The sequence below is a fragment of the Myxococcus sp. SDU36 genome (assembly GCF_030168875.1).
GTDB classification, from domain to species: Bacteria; Myxococcota; Myxococcia; order Myxococcales; family Myxococcaceae; genus Myxococcus; species Myxococcus vastator.
Genome location: NZ_CP077414.1, coordinates 4,656,994 through 4,674,280, shown reverse-complemented (window position 1 = coordinate 4,674,280; position 17,287 = coordinate 4,656,994). Strand labels below are relative to the sequence as shown.

General features: G+C 67.6%; 13 protein-coding genes. 6 read left to right on the top strand and 7 right to left on the bottom strand.

Going from position 1 to position 17,287, the window contains the following annotated elements; translation table 11 throughout:
- Positions 1–48 precede the first annotated feature (48 nt).
- The gene (locus KGD87_RS18445; protein ID WP_284661507.1) at positions 49–321 is read left to right on the top strand and encodes a hypothetical protein; all 273 of its coding nucleotides are present in this window, start codon (positions 49–51) and stop codon (positions 319–321) included.
- A 247-nt stretch (positions 322–568) separates the two neighbouring features.
- Here KGD87_RS18445 and KGD87_RS18440 read toward each other — a convergent pair whose 3' ends face one another.
- Positions 569–3,076 carry a glycogen/starch/alpha-glucan phosphorylase gene (locus KGD87_RS18440; RefSeq protein WP_284661505.1) on the bottom strand — a complete coding sequence of 836 codons (2,508 nt, stop codon included), beginning with the start codon at positions 3,074–3,076 and terminating at the stop codon, positions 569–571.
- A gap of 225 nt (positions 3,077–3,301) precedes the next feature.
- Here KGD87_RS18440 and KGD87_RS18435 point away from each other — a divergent pair, with 225 nt between their 5' ends.
- Entirely contained in the window at positions 3,302–3,886 is a 585-nt protein-coding gene (locus tag KGD87_RS18435) for a DUF2378 family protein (protein ID WP_284661503.1), read from the top strand.
- A 7-nt stretch (positions 3,887–3,893) separates the two neighbouring features.
- Here the strand turns inward: KGD87_RS18435 and KGD87_RS18430 are convergent, their stop codons facing one another.
- The 4 genes from KGD87_RS18430 to KGD87_RS18415 all read right to left on the bottom strand — a co-directional run bounded on the left by KGD87_RS18430 (position 3,894) and on the right by KGD87_RS18415 (position 9,907).
- Positions 3,894–5,072 (bottom strand): M23 family metallopeptidase, encoded by a 1,179-nt coding sequence (locus KGD87_RS18430; protein WP_284661501.1) that lies wholly within the window; start codon positions 5,070–5,072, stop codon positions 3,894–3,896.
- A 109-nt stretch (positions 5,073–5,181) separates the two neighbouring features.
- Positions 5,182–6,675, bottom strand: a complete 1,494-nt coding sequence (locus tag KGD87_RS18425; protein WP_284661500.1) for a SpoVR family protein — start codon at positions 6,673–6,675, stop codon at positions 5,182–5,184.
- 35 nt (positions 6,676–6,710) lie between these two features.
- Positions 6,711–7,820 carry a DUF444 family protein gene (locus KGD87_RS18420; RefSeq protein ID WP_284661498.1) on the bottom strand — a complete coding sequence of 370 codons (1,110 nt, stop codon included), beginning with the start codon at positions 7,818–7,820 and terminating at the stop codon, positions 6,711–6,713.
- Positions 7,821–7,843: 23 nt separating this feature from the next.
- Complete coding sequence (locus KGD87_RS18415) at positions 7,844–9,907, bottom strand: PrkA family serine protein kinase (RefSeq protein ID WP_284661497.1); 2,064 nt, start codon at positions 9,905–9,907, stop codon at positions 7,844–7,846.
- Positions 9,908–10,646: 739 nt separating this feature from the next.
- Between KGD87_RS18415 and KGD87_RS18410 the strand changes: the two genes are divergently transcribed.
- Positions 10,647–11,567, top strand: coding sequence for a hypothetical protein (locus tag KGD87_RS18410; RefSeq protein ID WP_284661495.1), 921 nt, complete (start codon positions 10,647–10,649; stop codon positions 11,565–11,567).
- Positions 11,564–13,234, top strand: a complete 1,671-nt coding sequence (locus KGD87_RS18405) for an ArnT family glycosyltransferase (protein ID WP_502887943.1) — start codon at positions 11,564–11,566, stop codon at positions 13,232–13,234. The genes KGD87_RS18410 and KGD87_RS18405 overlap by 4 nt, the downstream gene beginning before the upstream one ends.
- A 31-nt stretch (positions 13,235–13,265) precedes the next feature.
- On the opposite strand, the gene ruvX is transcribed toward KGD87_RS18405, so the two are convergent.
- On the bottom strand, positions 13,266–13,721 hold the full coding sequence (gene ruvX / locus KGD87_RS18400) for a Holliday junction resolvase RuvX (protein WP_284661492.1): 456 nt from the start codon (positions 13,719–13,721) through the stop codon (positions 13,266–13,268).
- Between the two features lie 189 nt (positions 13,722–13,910).
- Here ruvX and KGD87_RS18395 point away from each other — a divergent pair, with 189 nt between their 5' ends.
- Positions 13,911–15,383: a hypothetical protein gene (locus tag KGD87_RS18395; protein ID WP_284661491.1), complete on the top strand. Its 1,473-nt coding sequence runs from the start codon at positions 13,911–13,913 to the stop codon at positions 15,381–15,383.
- Positions 15,384–15,389: 6 nt separating this feature from the next.
- The gene (locus KGD87_RS18390) at positions 15,390–15,911 is read left to right on the top strand and encodes a tetratricopeptide repeat protein (protein ID WP_284661490.1); all 522 of its coding nucleotides are present in this window, start codon (positions 15,390–15,392) and stop codon (positions 15,909–15,911) included.
- Positions 15,912–16,039: 128 nt separating this feature from the next.
- On the opposite strand, the gene KGD87_RS18385 is transcribed toward KGD87_RS18390, so the two are convergent.
- Positions 16,040–17,233: a M48 family metalloprotease gene (locus KGD87_RS18385; RefSeq protein ID WP_284661488.1), complete on the bottom strand. Its 1,194-nt coding sequence runs from the start codon at positions 17,231–17,233 to the stop codon at positions 16,040–16,042.
- Between the last annotated feature and the right edge of the window lie 54 nt (positions 17,234–17,287).

Below are 17,287 nucleotides of genomic sequence, written 5' to 3'. Positions count from 1 at the left end.
ACCCTTGGGGCCAGGCCTCATGTCTGGCATTCAAAAAGGGAAGACACCATGAAGAAGGCGATGACCTTGTTTGCCAGCGTTTCGCTCGGATTCCTCATCAGCGCGTGCGGCGGGCCGGAGCTGGAGGATGCTGACGGTTCGACGCTGACCACGGCGGAGCAGGCCATCTGTGAGGGCTACGCTCCGGGCGCCGTGTGTACCTTCAAGTGCACCAGCACGTCCGATTGGACCTTCGTCGGTGGCGTCGCCTACGGCCAGTGCCAGAGCGTGGCGAACCGCATCTGCGGACGCACGGCCTACGGCGCCTGCTGGAGCCGCTGAGCCCGTCCCAGCCTGAGCTCAGGGCCACCTTGCCCGCGGGCGCATCCACCACCATGTCCTTGGTGAGGAAGCGGATGCGCCCGAAGTCACCGCGAAACCGCGCCGCGAAGGCCTCACGCACCTGCGCGAGGCCCCGGCGCTGCTTTCCGTCATACGTCTCGTACAGGGCGTCTGGCGTGAACTCCGCCATCACCGCCTCTTCCGGCGCCGTCACCGGCCAGGAGGGGAGGGGTCGCGGGCCCTGTGCTCACGGCTCCACCGGCGTCTGCTGGATGCGCCAGATCTCCTCGGCGTACTGCTTGATGGTCCGGTCCGAGGAGAAGATGCCGCCGCGCGCCACGTTGATGATGCACTTGCGCGCCCAGCCGTCCGCGTCCCTGTAGGCGTGCGCGACCTCCTCCTGCTTCGCCATGTAGGACGGGAAGTCCGCCAGCATGAGGTAGCGGTCCTCCTCCAGGAGGCTGTCCACCAGCGGCTTGAAGAGGTGCTTGTCCTCCGGGGAGAAGAAGCCGGTGGAGATGAGGTCCAGCGCCTCGCGCAGCTCCTGGTGCTGGCCGTACACGTCGCGCGGGCGGTAGCCCTCGCGCTTGCGGGCAATCACCTCGTCCGCCGTGAGGCCGAAGAGGAAGAAGTTCTCATCACCCACCGCGTCGCGAATCTCCACGTTGGCGCCGTCCAGCGTGCCCAGCGTCAGCGCGCCGTTGAGCATCAGCTTCATGTTGCCGGTGCCGGACGCCTCCATGCCCGCGGTGGAGATCTGCTCGGACACGTCGGCGGCGGGGATGATGCGCTCGGCCAGGCTCACCCGGTAGTTGGGGGCGAACACCACCTGCAGGCCCGTGGTGCCCGCGTCACTGTTCACCACCTCGGCGATGCCGTTGATGAGCCGGATGGTCAGCTTCGCCAGGTGGTAGCCCGGCGCCGCCTTGGCGCCGAAGATGAACGCCCGCCGGTGGATGATGGTGGACGGGTCCCTGCGCGCCTTCATCCACAGCGCCACGATGTGCAGCGCGTTGAGGAGCTGGCGCTTGTACTCATGCAGGCGCTTGATTTGGACGTCGAAGATGGCGTCCGGATTGAGCTGCACCCAGCGCAAGTCCCGGATGTGCCGGGCCAAATCTTCCTTGTTGGCGCGCTTCACGTCGCGGAAGGCCTTGCGGAACTCCGGGTCCTCCGCGTGCGCCTCCAGCTTCGTGAGCTGGTCCAGGTCCGTGGCCCAGCGCTCGCCGATGCGGGACGTAATCAGCTTGGACAGGCGGGGGTTGCACCACGCCAGCCAGCGGCGCGGCGTCACGCCGTTCGTCTTGTTGTTGAACCGCTCCGGGTGCATGGACGCGAAGTCCGTCAGCACGTCCCGGCGCAGCAGGTCGGTGTGCAGCGCCGCCACGCCGTTGACGCTGTGGCTGCCGACGACGGCGAGGTGGGCCATGCGAATCTTCTTCTCGGCCCCTTCCTCCACCAGGCTCATCCGCTGCATCTTCTCCTGGTCGTACGGGTAGCGAATCTGCACCTGCCGCAGGAAGCGCGTGTTGATTTCGTAGATGATTTCCAGGTGGCGGGGCAGCAGCCGCTCGAAGAGCGTCGCCGGCCACCGCTCCATCGCCTCGGCCAGCAGCGTGTGGTTGGTGTAGCCGAACGTCTCCTGGGTAATCGTCCACGCCTCGTCCCAGAGCAGGCGCTTCTCGTCCACCAGCACGCGCATCAGCTCCGCCACGCCAATGGCCGGGTGCGTGTCGTTGAGCTGGATGGCCGCCTTGCGGGAGAAGTCCCGGAAGTCGGTGTGGTTCTTCAGGTAGCGCCGGACGATGTCCGCGATGGAGCACGCGACGAAGAAGTACTGCTGCTTGAGCCGCAGCTCCTTGCCGGCCTGGAACGCGTCGTTGGGGTAGAGGACCTTGGAGATGACCTCCGAGTCGTTCTTCTCCACGACGGAGCGCTCGTAGTCGCCCGCGTTGAACAGCAGCAGGTCGAACTCCTCGGACGCCCGCGCCTGCCACAGCCGCAGCGTGTTGACGGTGTTGTTGTGGTACCCCGCGATGGGCGTGTCATACGGCACGCCCACCACCGTCTTGCCGCCCACCCAGCGCGCCACGGGGCGGCCATCCGGCCCCTGGTGGTGCTCCACGCGCCCGAAGAAGCGCACCGGCACCGCCTTCTCCGGCCGGACGATTTCCCACGGGTTGCCGAACTTGAGCCACTCGTCGGCGCGCTCCACCTGGTACCCGTCGACGATGTCCTGCGTGAAGATGCCGAACTCGTAGCGGATGCCGTACCCCATGCCGGGGTAGGCCAGCGTGGCCAGCGACTCCATGAAACACGCGGCCAGGCGGCCCAGGCCGCCGTTGCCCAGGCCCGCGTCCGGCTCCATCTCCAGCAGGTTGGTGAGGTCCACCCCCACCTCCTGCATCGACTCGGCCGCCGCTTCGTACATCCCCAGGTTCAGCAGGTTGTTGCCCAGGGCCCGACCCAGCAGGTACTCCGCGGACAGGTAGTAGGCGCGCTTGACGTCCTTTTCGTAGTACGTGCGCGACGTCTTCACCCACCGGTCCGCCAGCCTGTCCCGCACCGCGAGCGACAGCGCCATGAAGCGGTCATGCGGGGTGGAGGACTCGTAGTTCTTTCCGCGCGAATAGCGCACGTGGTCGAGGAAGGAACGGCGCAGGCTGGCCGCGTCGTGCCCGACGCGCCCGCTGTCTTCGGTCTGGGCCGGCTGGGCGGGGCGGGGCTGCTGGGAGGCGGAGGCAGGAGGGGCCATGTCGCTGGGTATCTCTGGACGTAGATGCTGCGGGTTCAGGGTTTCGCGGGCCCCGGGCTTTCCCGGGTACGCGAAGGTGCGTCAGGCTAGCGCAGCCGTGTCTCGCATCGCACCGGTAAAGCGCGGCCTGGCCCCCTGGGACAGCTCACCTGGAAGGGCGGCGGACTGCCTGTCGGTGGATGGCGCGCCAACCCGGAGACGGATTGATGTAGAAATCAATCCGCCATGGGTTTTCCGCAGAACGACCTCGAACAACGGTTGGCCATCATCCGTCCCGACGACACGGTGCGCGGGCTCGTCTTCAACGCGGTGTTCAACCTGACGGAGAAGAAGCTGGGCGCGGACGCGGCCACGCGCCTGCGTGAGCCCTTCTTCAAGCGCTCCCCGGTGGACTTCTTCTCCTATCCGGCCGTGGACGCCCTGCGCCTCTTGTACGCGACGTCGGAGGCGCTCACGCCCGTCTACGGCTCCATGGAGGACGCGGTGCGGGCCTGCGGCGCGGCGGCCGTCACGCACTTCTTCCAGTCCACGGTGGGGCAGACGCTCAACCGGCTCATCGGCAAGGGCGACCCCAAGCGGCTCCTCTCCCACGCGCCCACCGCGTACTCGACGCTGGTGAACTACGGCCGGCGCGAATTCGCCGTGCTGGGAGACAAGCAGGTGCGCCTGGCCTTCCACGGGGACATGCAGCCGGTGCAGTACCACGAGGGCGTCTTGCAGGAGGCGCTGAGCGTCGTCGGCTGCAAGAGCCGGGTGGTGGGCACGCCTCGCGGCGTGACGGGCGCTGACTACGTCATCACCTGGGAGTAGGCCCGCGTCACGGCATGGCCGCGGCTTGCCCGGCGACGGCGGCCATGGACACGGCCTCCATCTGCCCCGTCAGCTCCTGCGCCTTGGCGAGGAAGTCCGGCAGCAGCTCCTTGGGCAGCGGGTCCGCGCGGGGGTACTGCTGGTTGAGCGGGTTGGTGTACCGGCCGTTGCGCTTGAGGCCGAAGTGCAGGTGCGGCCCGGTGGAGCGGCCGGTGTTGCCGGAGTACGCGATGATCTGCTTCTGCCGCACGCGGGTGCCCGCGCGGACGCCTTCTCCGAAGCGCGACAGGTGCATGTACTGCGTCTCGAAGCCGTTGGCGTGGCGGATGACCACCATGTTGCCTGCGGCGCCCGCGTAGCCCGCCTGCGTCACCGTGCCGTCCGCCACCGCCCACACCGGGGTGCCAATGGGGGTGCCGTAGTCCACGCCGTTGTGGGCCTTGAGGTACTTGAGCACCGGGTGGAAGCGCGAGCCGAAGCGGCTGGTGACGTTGGCGTACTTCAGCGGCGTCTTGAGGAAGGTCTTCTTCGCGCTGGCGCCCTCCTCGTTGAAGTAGTTGGGCTGCCCGTCCGGGAGCACGTAGCGGTACACCTTCTTGTTGCCCACCAGTCCGCCCGCGTACGTCGCCGCCAGCACGTCGCCGTAGCGCAGCAGGCGGCCCTTGGAGACGAACTTCTCCACCAGCGCGCGCGCCGTGTCGCCCTTGCGCACGTCCCGGTAGAAGTCGATGTCCCAGGCGAACACGTCCGCCAGCACCATGCCGATGGCCGGGTCCTCGCCGGCGTCCACCGCCGCCTCGTACAGCGACGACTGGATTTCCAGCGCCACCACGGCGACCTGCTTCTCCACCTCGATGGCGCGCTTGCTGCCCACGTACTTCTCGCCGTCGCGGCGGACCTGCCACTCGTCCACCATGCTCTGGCGGTAGTCGAAGAAGTCCAGCTCCCCGTCGCGCATGACGAGCCGCAGCTGGTCCCCCACGCGCGACTTGCGGAAGTCGAACACGCCCTCCAGCGCGGAGATGACGGCGGCCACCTGCGCGTCCGGGAGCTTCGCGTCGTGCAGCGCCTGCGCGAGCGTCTGGCGCGGCTCGATACGGCGGTTCTTGATGACGTAACGGACGGCGGCTTCGGACGTCGAAGCCAGCAGCGCGGCGGCCAGGCAGAGCAGGGGAGCGATTCTCATGGGGCGGCGGCCGAGTGTAGTGGACACCCTGGCGCTCGCCCAGCGGAGGACCGGGAAATTTCTCAGGCCTGGCTGCCTGGCTGCTTGAGCGCCGCCAGGGCAGGGCCGCTCAGAGCTCCACCTTCCGCTCGGAGTGGGTCTGCCCGTCGAAGCGCAGCATGGCGCCCTTGTTGTCGTACCGCGTGAGGATGTTGACGGGCCGGCGCCAGAGCGACTGGAGGTTGCGCAGCGTCTCGCGCGCGTAGTCGCCCTTGAGGTCCTGCCCGTCGTGGCGGTGCGCCAGCAGGAGCTCGCTGCGGTTCTCGAAGTTGCCGTCCACTACCTCGATGATGGGCTGGCCGAAGTTGGTGAGCCCCTGGAGGAGCTTGTTCTTCACCTTCTTGAACTCGCGGTCCAGAATCTCCCACGAGTTGCGCTTGTCGTTGAAGCCGTACACGAAGAGCTTCTGCTCCATCGCGAACTCGGGCGTCAGGAACGTGTCGATGAAGGTGATGTCGTTGTAGTGCTTGCGGACCTCGAAGATCTTCTCGCGGCCCGCACCCAGCTTCTTGTCCCAGGAGCGGCGCGCGCGCAAATCGTCGCACTCGTCCCACTCCTTGCCGAAGCGGCCCTTGTTCCACCGCTCTTCAATGTCCCGCCACAGCTCGATGCCCAGCTTGTACGGGTTGATGGCGCCAGGGCGGGTCCCCATGGTGCCCGAGTGGTGGTCCGCGTAGTCGATGATTTCGTCGTCCTTGAGGGCCCGGCGCGTCATGATGGTGGAGTGCCAGTAGCTGGCCCACCCTTCGTTCATGATCTTCGTCTGGCCCTGGGGCGCGAAGTAGTAGGCCTCGTCGCGCAGAATCGCGAGGATGTCCGCCTCCCACGGCTCCAGCGGCGCCTCCTCCAGGAGGAAGAGCAGCACGTCGCGCTGCGGGCGCTCGGGGAAGTTCTTGGCGCGCTGCTTCTCGTCCTCCACCTTCTTGCGCTGGGAGTCGAGGAACTCGGACGGGTTGATGTAGCCGCGCATGTACTCGCGGCCCACCTTGAAGCCCTCCACGCGCTCGTTGGCCTTGAGCTCGTCCTCGGCCTTCTTCGGGTCCGGGTTGCGCCGGATGTGCGGCGCGTGCTGGTCGATGAGGTTCTCCAGGCTCAGCGTCCGGTCGATGAAGTCCTCGACCTTCTCCACGCCAATCTTGTCCACCCAGCGCCGCACCCGCGTGGCGTGGTTGGCCATCTCATCAATCATCCGGCGGTTGGTGTGCCGGAAGGAGAAGTTGTTCTTGAAGAAGTCGCAGTGGCCGTAGACGTGGGCCATGACGAGCTTCTGGTCCACCTCCGGGTTGCTCTCCATCAAGTAGGCGTAGCAAGGGTCGTTGTTGATGACGAGCTCGTAGATTTTGCTCAGCCCGTACTCGTAGCCCTTGGCGAGCTGCTCGTACTCCATCCCCCAGCGCCAGTGGGGATAGCGGGTAGGGAAGCCGCCGTAGGCGGCCACCATGTTCATCTCGTCGTAGGACACCATTTCAAAGCGGGTGTCGAAGAAGTCCAGGCCGAACTCCTTGGCGTAGCCATGGATTTCGTCCCGGAGCGCGGCGAGGCGAGGGGTGAGGCTCTTGGGCATCGGGCAGTCGCTCCGGTGGGAAAGGCCCGCTGAAGTCAGCGGCCCTTGCCGAGGAAGTCCTTGATGGACGCGTAGATGGCGTCCTTGTCCGCGATTTCGCTCAGCGCGACGTTGGGCGTGTCCCCCACCGCCTCGCGCAAATCCTTGATGAACTGGCCGCTGCCGTAGGGAGACTCCACCTGGCCGTAGGCGAACTGGTTGACGTTGGGCAGCACGTCGCTTCGCAGCATCTCAATGCACTGCCGCGTGTCGTCCGCGCTCCAGTTGTCCCCGTCGCTGAAGTGGAACGGGTAGATGTTCCACGCGCTCTTCGGGTAGTCCGCCAGGATGATGTCCCGGCAGAGCTTGTAGGCGCTGGAAATCATCGTCCCGCCGGACTCGCGGGTGTGGAAGAACGTGTCGCGGTCCACCTCGCGCGCCACCGCGTCGTGGATGATGTAGCGCGCCTCCAGGCCCTTGTATTGGTGGCGCAGCCACGTATCGAGCCAGAAGCTCTCGATGCGGACGATCTCCTTCTGCTCGTCACCCATGGAGCCGGACACGTCCATCATGTAGATGATGACCGCGTTCGTCTCCGGCAGGTCCTGGAGCTTGTAGCTGCGGTAGCGGCGGTCCTCGCGCGTGGGGATGATGACGGGCCGCGCCGGGTCATACGTGCCAGCGGCGATCTGCCGCCGCAGGGCCTGCTTGAAGGTCCGCTTGAAGTGCCGCAGCGACTCCGGGCCGGTGGTGTTGACGCCGGTGTAGCGGATCTTCTGGGTGATGATGCGCTCGTTCTGCCGCCGCTCGATGTGGGGCAGCTGCAGCTCCTCGCCCAGAATCTGGGCGAGCTCGTCGAGCGTGACGTCCACCTCCAGGGCGTGGTCGCCTTCACCCTGGCCAGCCTGCTTGCCCTCCCCGGGCTCCACCGCCCCGGGGCCGAGCTGCTGGCCGACCTCGCCGTCACCCTGTCCGACGCCACCCTGTTCCTTGTGGCCGTACTTGAAGCGGGGGATGTCGATGAAGGGGATGGGGATGGAGATGGCGTCCTTCCCCTTCTTCCCAACCATCTCGCCCTTCTGCACGTACTTGCGCAGGTTGGCTTTGATCTTCCCGCGGACAATCTGTTTGAAGCGGGAGTGGTCCTGGTGGATCTTCAAGGTCACGGCGGCTCGCCCCTCTCTAGGTGTTACTCCTTCGCGTCGCCGCGGGCGAAGATGCTGGCCACGAAGTTCAGCACGTCCGTGGAGCAGATCTCGCAGTAGCCGTAGTTCTTCATCATCCGGTCCTTCACCAGGTCGATCTTCTCCTGCGTCTCCTTGTCGACGACGGAGGACACCAGGTTCTTGAGCTTGATGCTGTCCTTCTGGTCCTCGAACAGCTTCAGCTCCAGCGACTTGTGGAGCCGCTCGTTGGTCCGGTAGTTGAAGGTCTTCCCCTCCACCGCGAGCGCGCCGATGTAGTTCATGATTTCGCGGCGGAAGTCGTCCTTGCGGGTATCGGGGATGTCGATCTTCTCTTCAATGGACCGCATCAGCCGCTCATCGGGTTCCTCGTAGAGGCCGGTGTACTTGTTCTTGACCTTCTCCTTCTGGGTGTAGGCCTTGATGTTGTCGATGTAGTTGCCGCACAGCTTGGCGATGGCGTCCTCGTCCGCGGAGATGGCGCGCTGGACCTCGTTCTTGACGATGTCCTCGTACTCCTGCTTCACGGACGTGAGCAGCTCCTTCATCCCCTTGCGCGTGTCCTCGTTGTTGATGAGGGAGTGCGTCTTGAGGCCGGCCTCCAGCTCGTTGAGGACCATGAAGGGGTTGATGCAGCCCTCGCCCTTGTCGCTCACCAGGGCGTTGGAGATTTTGTCCTGGATGTAGCGCGGGGAGATGCCCTCCAGGCCCTCGCGGTTGCTCTCCTTGCGCAGCTCCTTGATGTTGTCCTCGGTGAAGTTCGGGAGCGTCTTGCCGTTGTAGAGCTTGAGCTTCTGGAGCAGTGACAGGTTGTGCTTCTTGGGCTCCTCCAGGCGCGTGAGCACGGCCCACATGGCGGCCATCTCCAGCGTGTGCGGCGCGATGTGCTTGCCCTTGATGGCGCGGGAGTTGAAGTCCTTCTCGTAGATCTTCACCTCTTCGGACAGCTTGGTGATGTACGGGACGTCAATCTTCACCGTGCGATCTCTCAGGGCCTCCATGAACTCGTTGTTCTCGAGCTTCTTGTACTCGGGCTCGTTGGTGTGGCCGAGGATGACCTCGTCGATGTCCGTCTGCGGGAACTTCTTCGGCTTGATTTTATGCTCCTGCGACGCGCCGAGCAGGTCGTAGAGGAACGCGACGTCCAGCTTGAGCACCTCGACGAACTCGATGATGCCGCGGTTGGCGATGTTGAACTCGCCGTCGAAGTTGAAGGCGCGCGGGTCGGAGTCGGAGCCGTACTCGGCGATCTTCCGGTAGTTGATGTCACCGGTGAGCTCGGTGGAGTCCTGGTTCTTCTCGTCCTTGGGCTGGAAGGTGCCGATGCCCACGCGGTCCTTCTCGCTGAAGACGAGCCGGTTGACGCGGATGTGGCCTATGACCTTGGCGAAGTCGCCCTGGTACTGCGTCATCAGCTCCTTGAAGACGAAGCGGCAGGCGGGGCACAGCTCGGAGCCATCCGGAATGGTGTAGCCGGACTCGGGCGGAGAGATCTCGGCGTAGACCTTGGCGCGCCACTCCCGGGGGATGAGGTTGAGCGGCTCCTCGTTCATCGGGCACTTCATCTTCTCCTTCACCGGGACGCCGTCCGCGCCCTTCTTGTCGGTGAGCCAGGAGAAGGTGTACGCGGCGCCCTCCGGCGTCTTGGAGTAGTCCTCGGTGCCCTTCTTCAGCAGGCGCGCGATGGTGGACTTGGACGAACCTACGGGGCCGTGGAGGAGGATGACGCGCTTCTCGGTGCCGTAGCCCTGGGCGGCGGACTTGAAGACGTTGACCAGCTTCATGAGCGGGACATCGAGCCCGAAGATGGCGTCACGGCCGCCGAACTTCTCGTCACTGAAGAAGTGGTAGCGGATGAGCTTCTTCTTGTTGTCGATGTACTCCGTCTTTCCGTGGCTGAGGATCATGTCGTAGATCCTCTGGAAGGCGGTGCGGGTGACCTTGGGGTTCTGCCGGACGATTTCGAGGTACTCCTCGAACGAGCCTTCCCAGTTGAGCTCCGCGTAGGTCTTCACGTCCTGCAACGCGGCGATTCTGGAGACCCACGAACCCTTCTCAGCGTCCTTCATGTCTCTCCCTCGGAGCCCACCCGGGGACGCGGAAAGCCGCGCCGACAGGGGGCCAAAATGGTCAACCTGGAGGGCATGACTGCCATTCCACACCCACCCCGACGAGGTCCCAGGCACGACTGCCCTGCTGCCCCTTCGGGACCCCGCCGCGGAGTGGGACCGCGCGTTACGCTCGTGTCAGGGGTGGGACGCCCGGAGGCGCACCCCCTCCACGGGGTGAAAAGGCCTCTTGATTATAAGGGTCCTCGCCCACGGGGGTAGGCGCACACCGGCTGCACGAAGGGTAGTGAACGCCTGAACGGTCATCTCCTCGGCGCACGGCAGGGGCGATGCGCGGGTGGGTTGTGGGGCAGCGTGCCCTTTCACTCCACATGTCGGCGCGGAGCCTTCACGGACGAGGCTGGCGTCGCATGCGCGAAAGCAGGCGAGCGGCCGTGCGGGAGGGGGCGCGTGGTGCGCCGAACGCGCGTCCGCGAGTGGCCGCGTCACACACGTCACGGCGAGGCGCGACAGTCACGCCATGCCAGGGGTATGGGGCATGCGGGAAGGCAGCCCGTCGCTGGCGCGCTTCGCACGGGATGAACCGCGGCACGGCGCAGGGGCGTCGGCGCGGTGCAGCCCTTGCTTCACTCGCGGGGTCTCCCGTTCTGGACGGCGCCGTGCGCGCGCACGAGAGGACGGTCTCTGAGCATGGCGTGTGCAATGGGGCGCGGCTTCTGTCCTTCCCAGGAGCCTGCTGATGCCCGTCCTGCTTGTCGCAACCTGTCTTCTCGTCGCATGGGGCCAGGCAACAGTCCCTCATGCGGAGGGAGACGTGGTGGCGACGGCGTTGCTCGATGCGGGGCGCGCACCCCGCCGCGCGCTGCGGTTGGCGCAGCGGCCAGGGTGGGGCCAGGGCATGGTGGTGTCGATTTCTCCCGAGGTTGAGACGGTGCTGGGAGTGGGGGCCGACCGCGAGCTGCGAACGGAGTACGGCCCCGAGGTCTCGGTGCCGCTGTACGTGGAGTGGCAGGCGGGGGCGGGGAGGGGGCAGGCGCGTTACCTCGTGCGGGTGGGGCGTCCCGAGGTCCGCGCCGTGGACGATGAGGGGATGGAGCCCGCGTGGCGGTTGGCGGAGGAATTGGGCGCGGTGAGTGGCCGGGACGGAGCCGTGGTGCTTTCCGACCGGGGGACGCGGGTTCAGGCGTGGCTGCGACTGGCGCCCGGGGCTTCCGCGGCCTTGAGCACCCTGGTGCGGGCGGCGTTGTCCTCGGACTGGCTCGTCACCCCGCGGTTTCCAGAAGCGCCCGTGGGCGCGGGAGGGCGCTGGGTCGTGGCGCGAGCCCTGGAGGGAGGGCTGGCCGTCGTCACCTACGAGTTGGTGAAGCTGGATGGCGCCCGCGGCCGGGTGCGCTTCTTCCTCCAAACCCAGGGAGCGGACGGCCCTCCAACCCCCAAGGCCGAGGGCGAGCTGCGTTTCGACCTGAGCCGCCCGTTCCCCGAGCGACTGGAGGTCCTCTACACGTCACGCGCCGAACTGGGGGCGCGGGGCTCCCGGCGGCTGGAGGTGGTCCGCCGCACGCGGGTGACGCTGGAGTCCAGCAGCCCCCTGGCCCCAGCGCACCCTGAAACGATTGCAGCCCCCTGGCTATCGGAAGGGGAGCAGGTTCGCGCACCGTGAAATCGGCCGCGCTCTCCGAGCAAGGGAACAATGGGCGTTGGCTTGGCTTTGGGCCGTGCCTGCGTATCCTGCCGCGCGTCATGGCCACTGCCCCCACACCCCTCTCCGTTTCGCCTCCCCACGCACCTGGCCTGTCGGCGGTGCCTGCCCCTCAGCACGAGCCAGGCACCCGGCTGCTCGTCGGGCTGTTGCTGGTGGCGGCCCTGGTGCCGCGGCTGGGCGTGTTCTTCGTCAACGAGAACCTCTTCGGTGACGCGGTGGTGCGCACGGAGTTGGCGGAGCGCTGGCTGCGGGCGCCGCACTTCATCACCGCTTACGGGGACGGGGCCTACCAGTTCGGTCCGCTGCACATGTACCTGGTGGGCGCGGCGCTGTCGGTGTTCGACCGGGAGGTCGCGGGCCGCGTGGTGAGCCTGCTGTTCGGCGTGCTGTCGGTGGTGCCGCTGTTCGCGCTGACGCGCCGGCTCTTCGGCTGGCGCGCGGGCGTGGTGGCCGGCCTGTCCTTCGCCGCGTGGGGCATGCACATGCAGTTCTCCACCACGGCCTGCAGCGAGGCGGTGTCCCTCTTCTTCATGCTGGCCACCTTCGCCCTGTACGCGGAAGGCGTGGATGAGAACCGCTTCCTGCCCCTGTTCCAGGCGGCGTTGATGCTCAACCTGGCGTGCGCGCTTCGCTACGACGCGTGGATGTACATCCCGCTGCTCACGGGGGCGTTGTGCTTCAGCAGCCAGGACAAGGTGGTGTCGCTGACCCGGGCCGTGGGCTTTGGCCTGGTGTGCCTGCCGTTCCCCCTGTTGTGGATGCAGGGAAATGAGCTGATGCACGGCAACCCGTTCTTCCCGGTGGTGGCGGTGGAGGACTTCCACCGCAACTGGGTGAAGTCGTCCCTGGGGGAGGGGCTGAACGTACGCTGGCGGTTGCAGCAGCTGGGGTTCTGGCCCGGCATCGCCCTGCTCACGCTGTCGCCCCTCGTGGCGCTCCTGGGCATGACGGGCATGGTTCGTGCGTGGCGCTCGCGTCCGGACACGCGCTGGCTGGTGGCCGCGGCGGTGCTTCCCGCTGCCTACTTCACATTCCGGGCGGCGGTGCTGCTGACCTTCGTTCCGCTGGGCCGCTTCACGGTGACGCAGGTCGCGCTGGTCCCCGTCTTCGTGGCCTTCGGCTTCGCCGGGCTGGTGGGGGCGCGTGGAGGCCCCGTGCTGCGCAAGGCCCTGGCGGGCGTGACGGCGCTGGTCGCCGTGGCCGTGCCGGTGGCGATGGGCATCTATACGTTCCGTGCCGACGGGCCGCTGCAGGCCACGATGCGCCCCATCAGCCCCACGTCCACGAATCCCGTGGCGCTGATGCAGGTGGCGAAGTTCCTGAAGGCGGAAGTCGCCGCCAAGGGGGGGGCCGCCGCGCTCGACATCGACCCGAACTACATGGACCTGCAGCTGGCCTTCTTCTCCGGCCTTCCCGAGGAGCGGCTGGCGCGCGTGCGCTGGGACACCTTCCGCCAGCGCATGCGGGAGGCCCGTCCGGAGGTGCTGGTCCGCTTCGACGGTGGAACGCTGGCGAAGGACGCGGGCGTGAAGCTGGAGGAGCGCTCGCTGGTGCTGGACGGCGTGGCCTACCAGAAGCTGGATGGCTTCACCGCGCCGCTCCACGTGTACCGGCGTCAGCCGTAGCGCGGGGACCTGGAGGGGCCCTCCAGCCCGCTCAGGGCTCCGAGTCGTAGTCGTCGGGGTGGTAGTCGGTATCGGGCGGCCGGCGGGCATCCAGCCACCCTTGGAGGATGAACTGCGCCGCCACCTGGTCGATGACCTCCCGGCGGCGGGCCCGGCTGACGTCCGCCTCGAGCAGGGTCCGCGTGGCGGCCACGGTCGACAGCCGCTCGTCCCATAGCTCCACCGTCACCCCCAGCGAATGGGTCAGGGTGTCCGCGAACTTCCGGGACGCCTCGGCGCGCGGGCCCTCGCTCCCGTCCATGTTGAGCGGCAGGCCCAGCACGACGTGGGTCACCTCGTGTTCGCTCACGACGGTGGCCAGCGCCGCGAGGTCCGCCTTGAGCGACGTACGGCGAACGGTGGTGACGCCTTGGGCCGTGAGGCCCAGGCCATCCGAGACGGCCACTCCAATGGTTTTGGTGCCCAGGTCCAGGCCCATGGTGCGCATGCCGCGGAACTTAACCGCAATCCTTCGTCGTGGACCGCTCCGTCCGCGCCTGGGGACGTGCCCCCACCTCGGTGAGCGCTAACCGCCGGAATTCGCTGGATGCCTCCCACGCCCACGGACGGCACCGCCGCTGCAATCCAGCGGACGACTGCGCGGCGTCCACTTCAACCCCGTCGCGCGAGAGGGTTCATGCTCGACTTCCTCAAAGGTGCGGCCAACCTGCTGGCTGGCCCCATGTCCACCGCGGTGGAGTTCGCGGGCAACGCGCTGGGATTGCCGCCGCTCATCACCAACTCCATCAAGGCCGCGGCGGGGGTCGCGACGGGCAACGTCATGCTGGCTGCCAGCGGCGCCATGGGCGTGGCGCAGGAGCTGTCGAAGAACCCGCCCGCGAAGACGGAGTACCACGCGTCCTCCTCGGGCAGCTCGAAGGCCGGCAGCGGCTACGCGCCCTCCGCGTCCTCGTCGCCCATCCTGAATCCGGGCAGCAGTCCGTTGGACCCGAAGATGCTCGACTACGCGGACGCCCTGAAGGTGCTGGAGGCGAACTTCCAGCAGCTGGACCTGCTGGATGGCACGAAGAGCGGCTCGCTGTCGAAGAAGGACCTGCAGCGCATCTCCACGGACTCCAGCCTGTCACCTCAGCTGCGGGACGCGGCCCGCTTCATGGGGGAGAACACGGCCCTCTTCGAGCGGCTCGACCGGCAGGGGCCGCTGGCGAGGATTGGCGTCTTCTCGCCGCTGTACAACCTCGACACCTTCTCGGTGAAGGACCTCCAGCGCGAGCTCAAGGCGGTGGACGCGGAGTTCGCGCGGTATGGCCGGCCCGTGCGCCCTGGAAGCGGTGGCGCGACGCCTCCGGCGCCTGGATGCACGCCCGGCGGTGGTGGCACGCCGGTGCCCGGCACTGGCGGCACGTCCGGCGGCGGTGGCTCCACGCCTGTGCCGGGCAGCCCGCCGACCTCGACGGCGAACCCGCTGGACCCGGACTTCCACGAGTATCACGACGCCTTGCGCGTGCTGAGCGCGAACTGGGACACCTTCGACACCGCGGTGGGGGCCCGGGACAACGTGCTCACGCGCGACAACCTGGAGGCCATCCTGAGCAGCCCGGCGGCATCGTCGACGCTGAAGCGCGCCGCGCAGTTCTTCAAGGACCACCCCGCCTACTACGACCGGCTGGAGATGGCCGCGGGCGTGGGTCCGCGGGACGGCATCGTGGGCCGGCCGGATGTCACGGCGGCGCTGCGCCAGGCGGACGCGGCGCAGGCGTCCTCCGGAACGCCGCCCGCGAGCGGCGCTGGCGGGAGCCGGCCGGTGGGCGGCGCTTCGTCGAGCGTGCGGGGCATCGTCGACAACCCCAACATGAGCATCGAGGACAAGATTCAAGCCATCCTGATGTCCATCTCCAGCGACACGGACGAGGAGATTCTCGACGTGATGGAGCAGATGGCGAACGTGCGCGACCAGCGGGCCTCGCTGGGCACCGGGGAGTCGGACCGGAAGGCGGGCGCGAAGCTGGAGAGCAGCATGCAGGAGCTGGAGCTGCGCCTTCAGCGGCTGGTGGAGAAGCGAAAGGCGATGTTCGACCTGATGAGCAACATGTCCTCGAAGTTCCACGAGATGGCGAAGACGGCCATCTCCAACCTGCGGAGCGCCTGAGCCGTCATGGGACGCATCATCAAACACGAGGGAGCGGTGGCCATGCGGATGCAGCGCGGCGCGGTGCAGGGCTTGAAGGCGTTCGCCCGGGGCGAGGCGACGTGGGCCGAAGTGGAGGGGATGACCTTCGAGGAAGCGAAGGCCATTGCCCAGGTGGGGTGTGACCTGGCGGCGGCGGGACGTCTGGAGGAAGCCCGCATCCTCTTCGAAGGCCTGGTGGAGGGAAACCCGAAGGACGCGGCGGCGCGGGCGGCGCTGGGCACCGTGTACCAGAAGCTGGGCAAGCTGGACGACGCCATCGCCGAGTACAGCGCCGCGCTGGAGCGTGAGCCCGACAACCCGGTGGCGCTGGCCAACCGTGGCGAGCTCTACCTCCGCAGGGGCGAGCGCCAGGGCTTCACGGACTTGGCGAACGCGGTGGAGGCGGACCCGCATGGCGAGACGGCGGGAGGCCGCCGGGCGCGGGCGCTGGTGAAGGCCATCACCTTGATGGCGGTGGAGAAGCTGAAGGAGAGCGCGCAGCCGTAGCGCCGGAGTCGGGGGGAGCAGGGCCACCCGGCTGTCGGGGAGCGGCGGGGTGGAGGCAGTCGGCGGGTGGGCGCTGGGAAGAGGCGTGGCCGGAAGAGGAGGGGAGCGCCCACCTGTCGACCGCTGTTTCAGGGCGTGGGGAGCGAGGCAATCCGTTCGCCGATGGGCGGATGGCTCATGCCCTTGAGGACGACCCAGCGGGGGGGCGCGGGGTCCATCTTGTTGACGCGCGCGGCCTTCACCAGCATGCGCCGGAAGGCGTCCACGTCCCCCGTGAGCCGCAGGGCATAGCGGTCCGCCTCGCGCTCCCGTTCCCGGGAGAAGGCGCCCGAAATGGGCCTGGCCGTCAGCACGAGGAGGAAGAAGACCAGGGAGATGAGGGGCAGGTTGCGGATGTCCGCGAAGTGGGGGGCGCCGAACCAGCCCCGCGACGCGGACAGTCGCAAGAGGCGGTCGAGCGCGAAGAGCAGGGCCACCAGCACCAGCGATGAGGCGATGCGGGCGGGCCACTTCGACTCGTTCACATGGCCTGCTTCGTGGGCCACCGCGGCCAGCACTTCGTCCTCGGAGAGCTCCTTGAGGATGATGTCATTGAGGACGATGGTGCGCGTGGGGCCCTGCCCGGCGAAGTAGGCCTGCAGCCGGCGCGAGGAGACGGAGGTCTCCTCCACGAGGACGTCGGCGAAGGCGATGTCCGCCTGCTCCATGAGGCCCACGATGCGGGTGCGCAGGGGGCCGTCGGGCAGCGGCTTCTGGTCGAAGAAGAGCCGGCTGCGGTACGGGTCCAGTGCCCCGGAGACGAGGAGCAGCAGGGCCACGGGCACGCCCAGCACCAGCCACCATTGGCGCAGCTTGCGCGCCAGGCCGAACATGCCGATGACGAGCGCGCAGATGGCGGAGGACGCCAGCAGCTGGGCCTTGAGCATGTCGTAGGCGAAGGTGGCGGGCGTCTGCGTGGACATGCCGTGCCGGTGCTCCAGCGTGTAGCTGAACCACACGTCCACGGGCAGGTAGATGAGCGACACGACCAGGTCCGTGAAGAGGGCGAAGAGCACCGCCGCGCCCCAGCCGGGCTCGCCCCACAGCCGCTCCATGGCGCGGAAGAAGGCGCGGGTGACTGGCGCCGTCCGGAGGAAGCCGAGCCGCCGCTCCAGGCCCGCGGCGGCCGCCACGGCCAGGCGGTGGAGCGGTTGGACGAGGACACCCAACATGAGCAGCATCAGGGCCAGGTTGGCGAATGGCCCCACCGCGGCCCGGATGTAATAGGGCCGGTGGAAGGCGTGAATCTCCGCCAGTTGCTCGGGCGTGAAGAGGGGCTCCATGGAAGCCCCAGGCTACGCCGCGCGCCCCCGGCCTGCCCAGCCAGGGGGGCTACC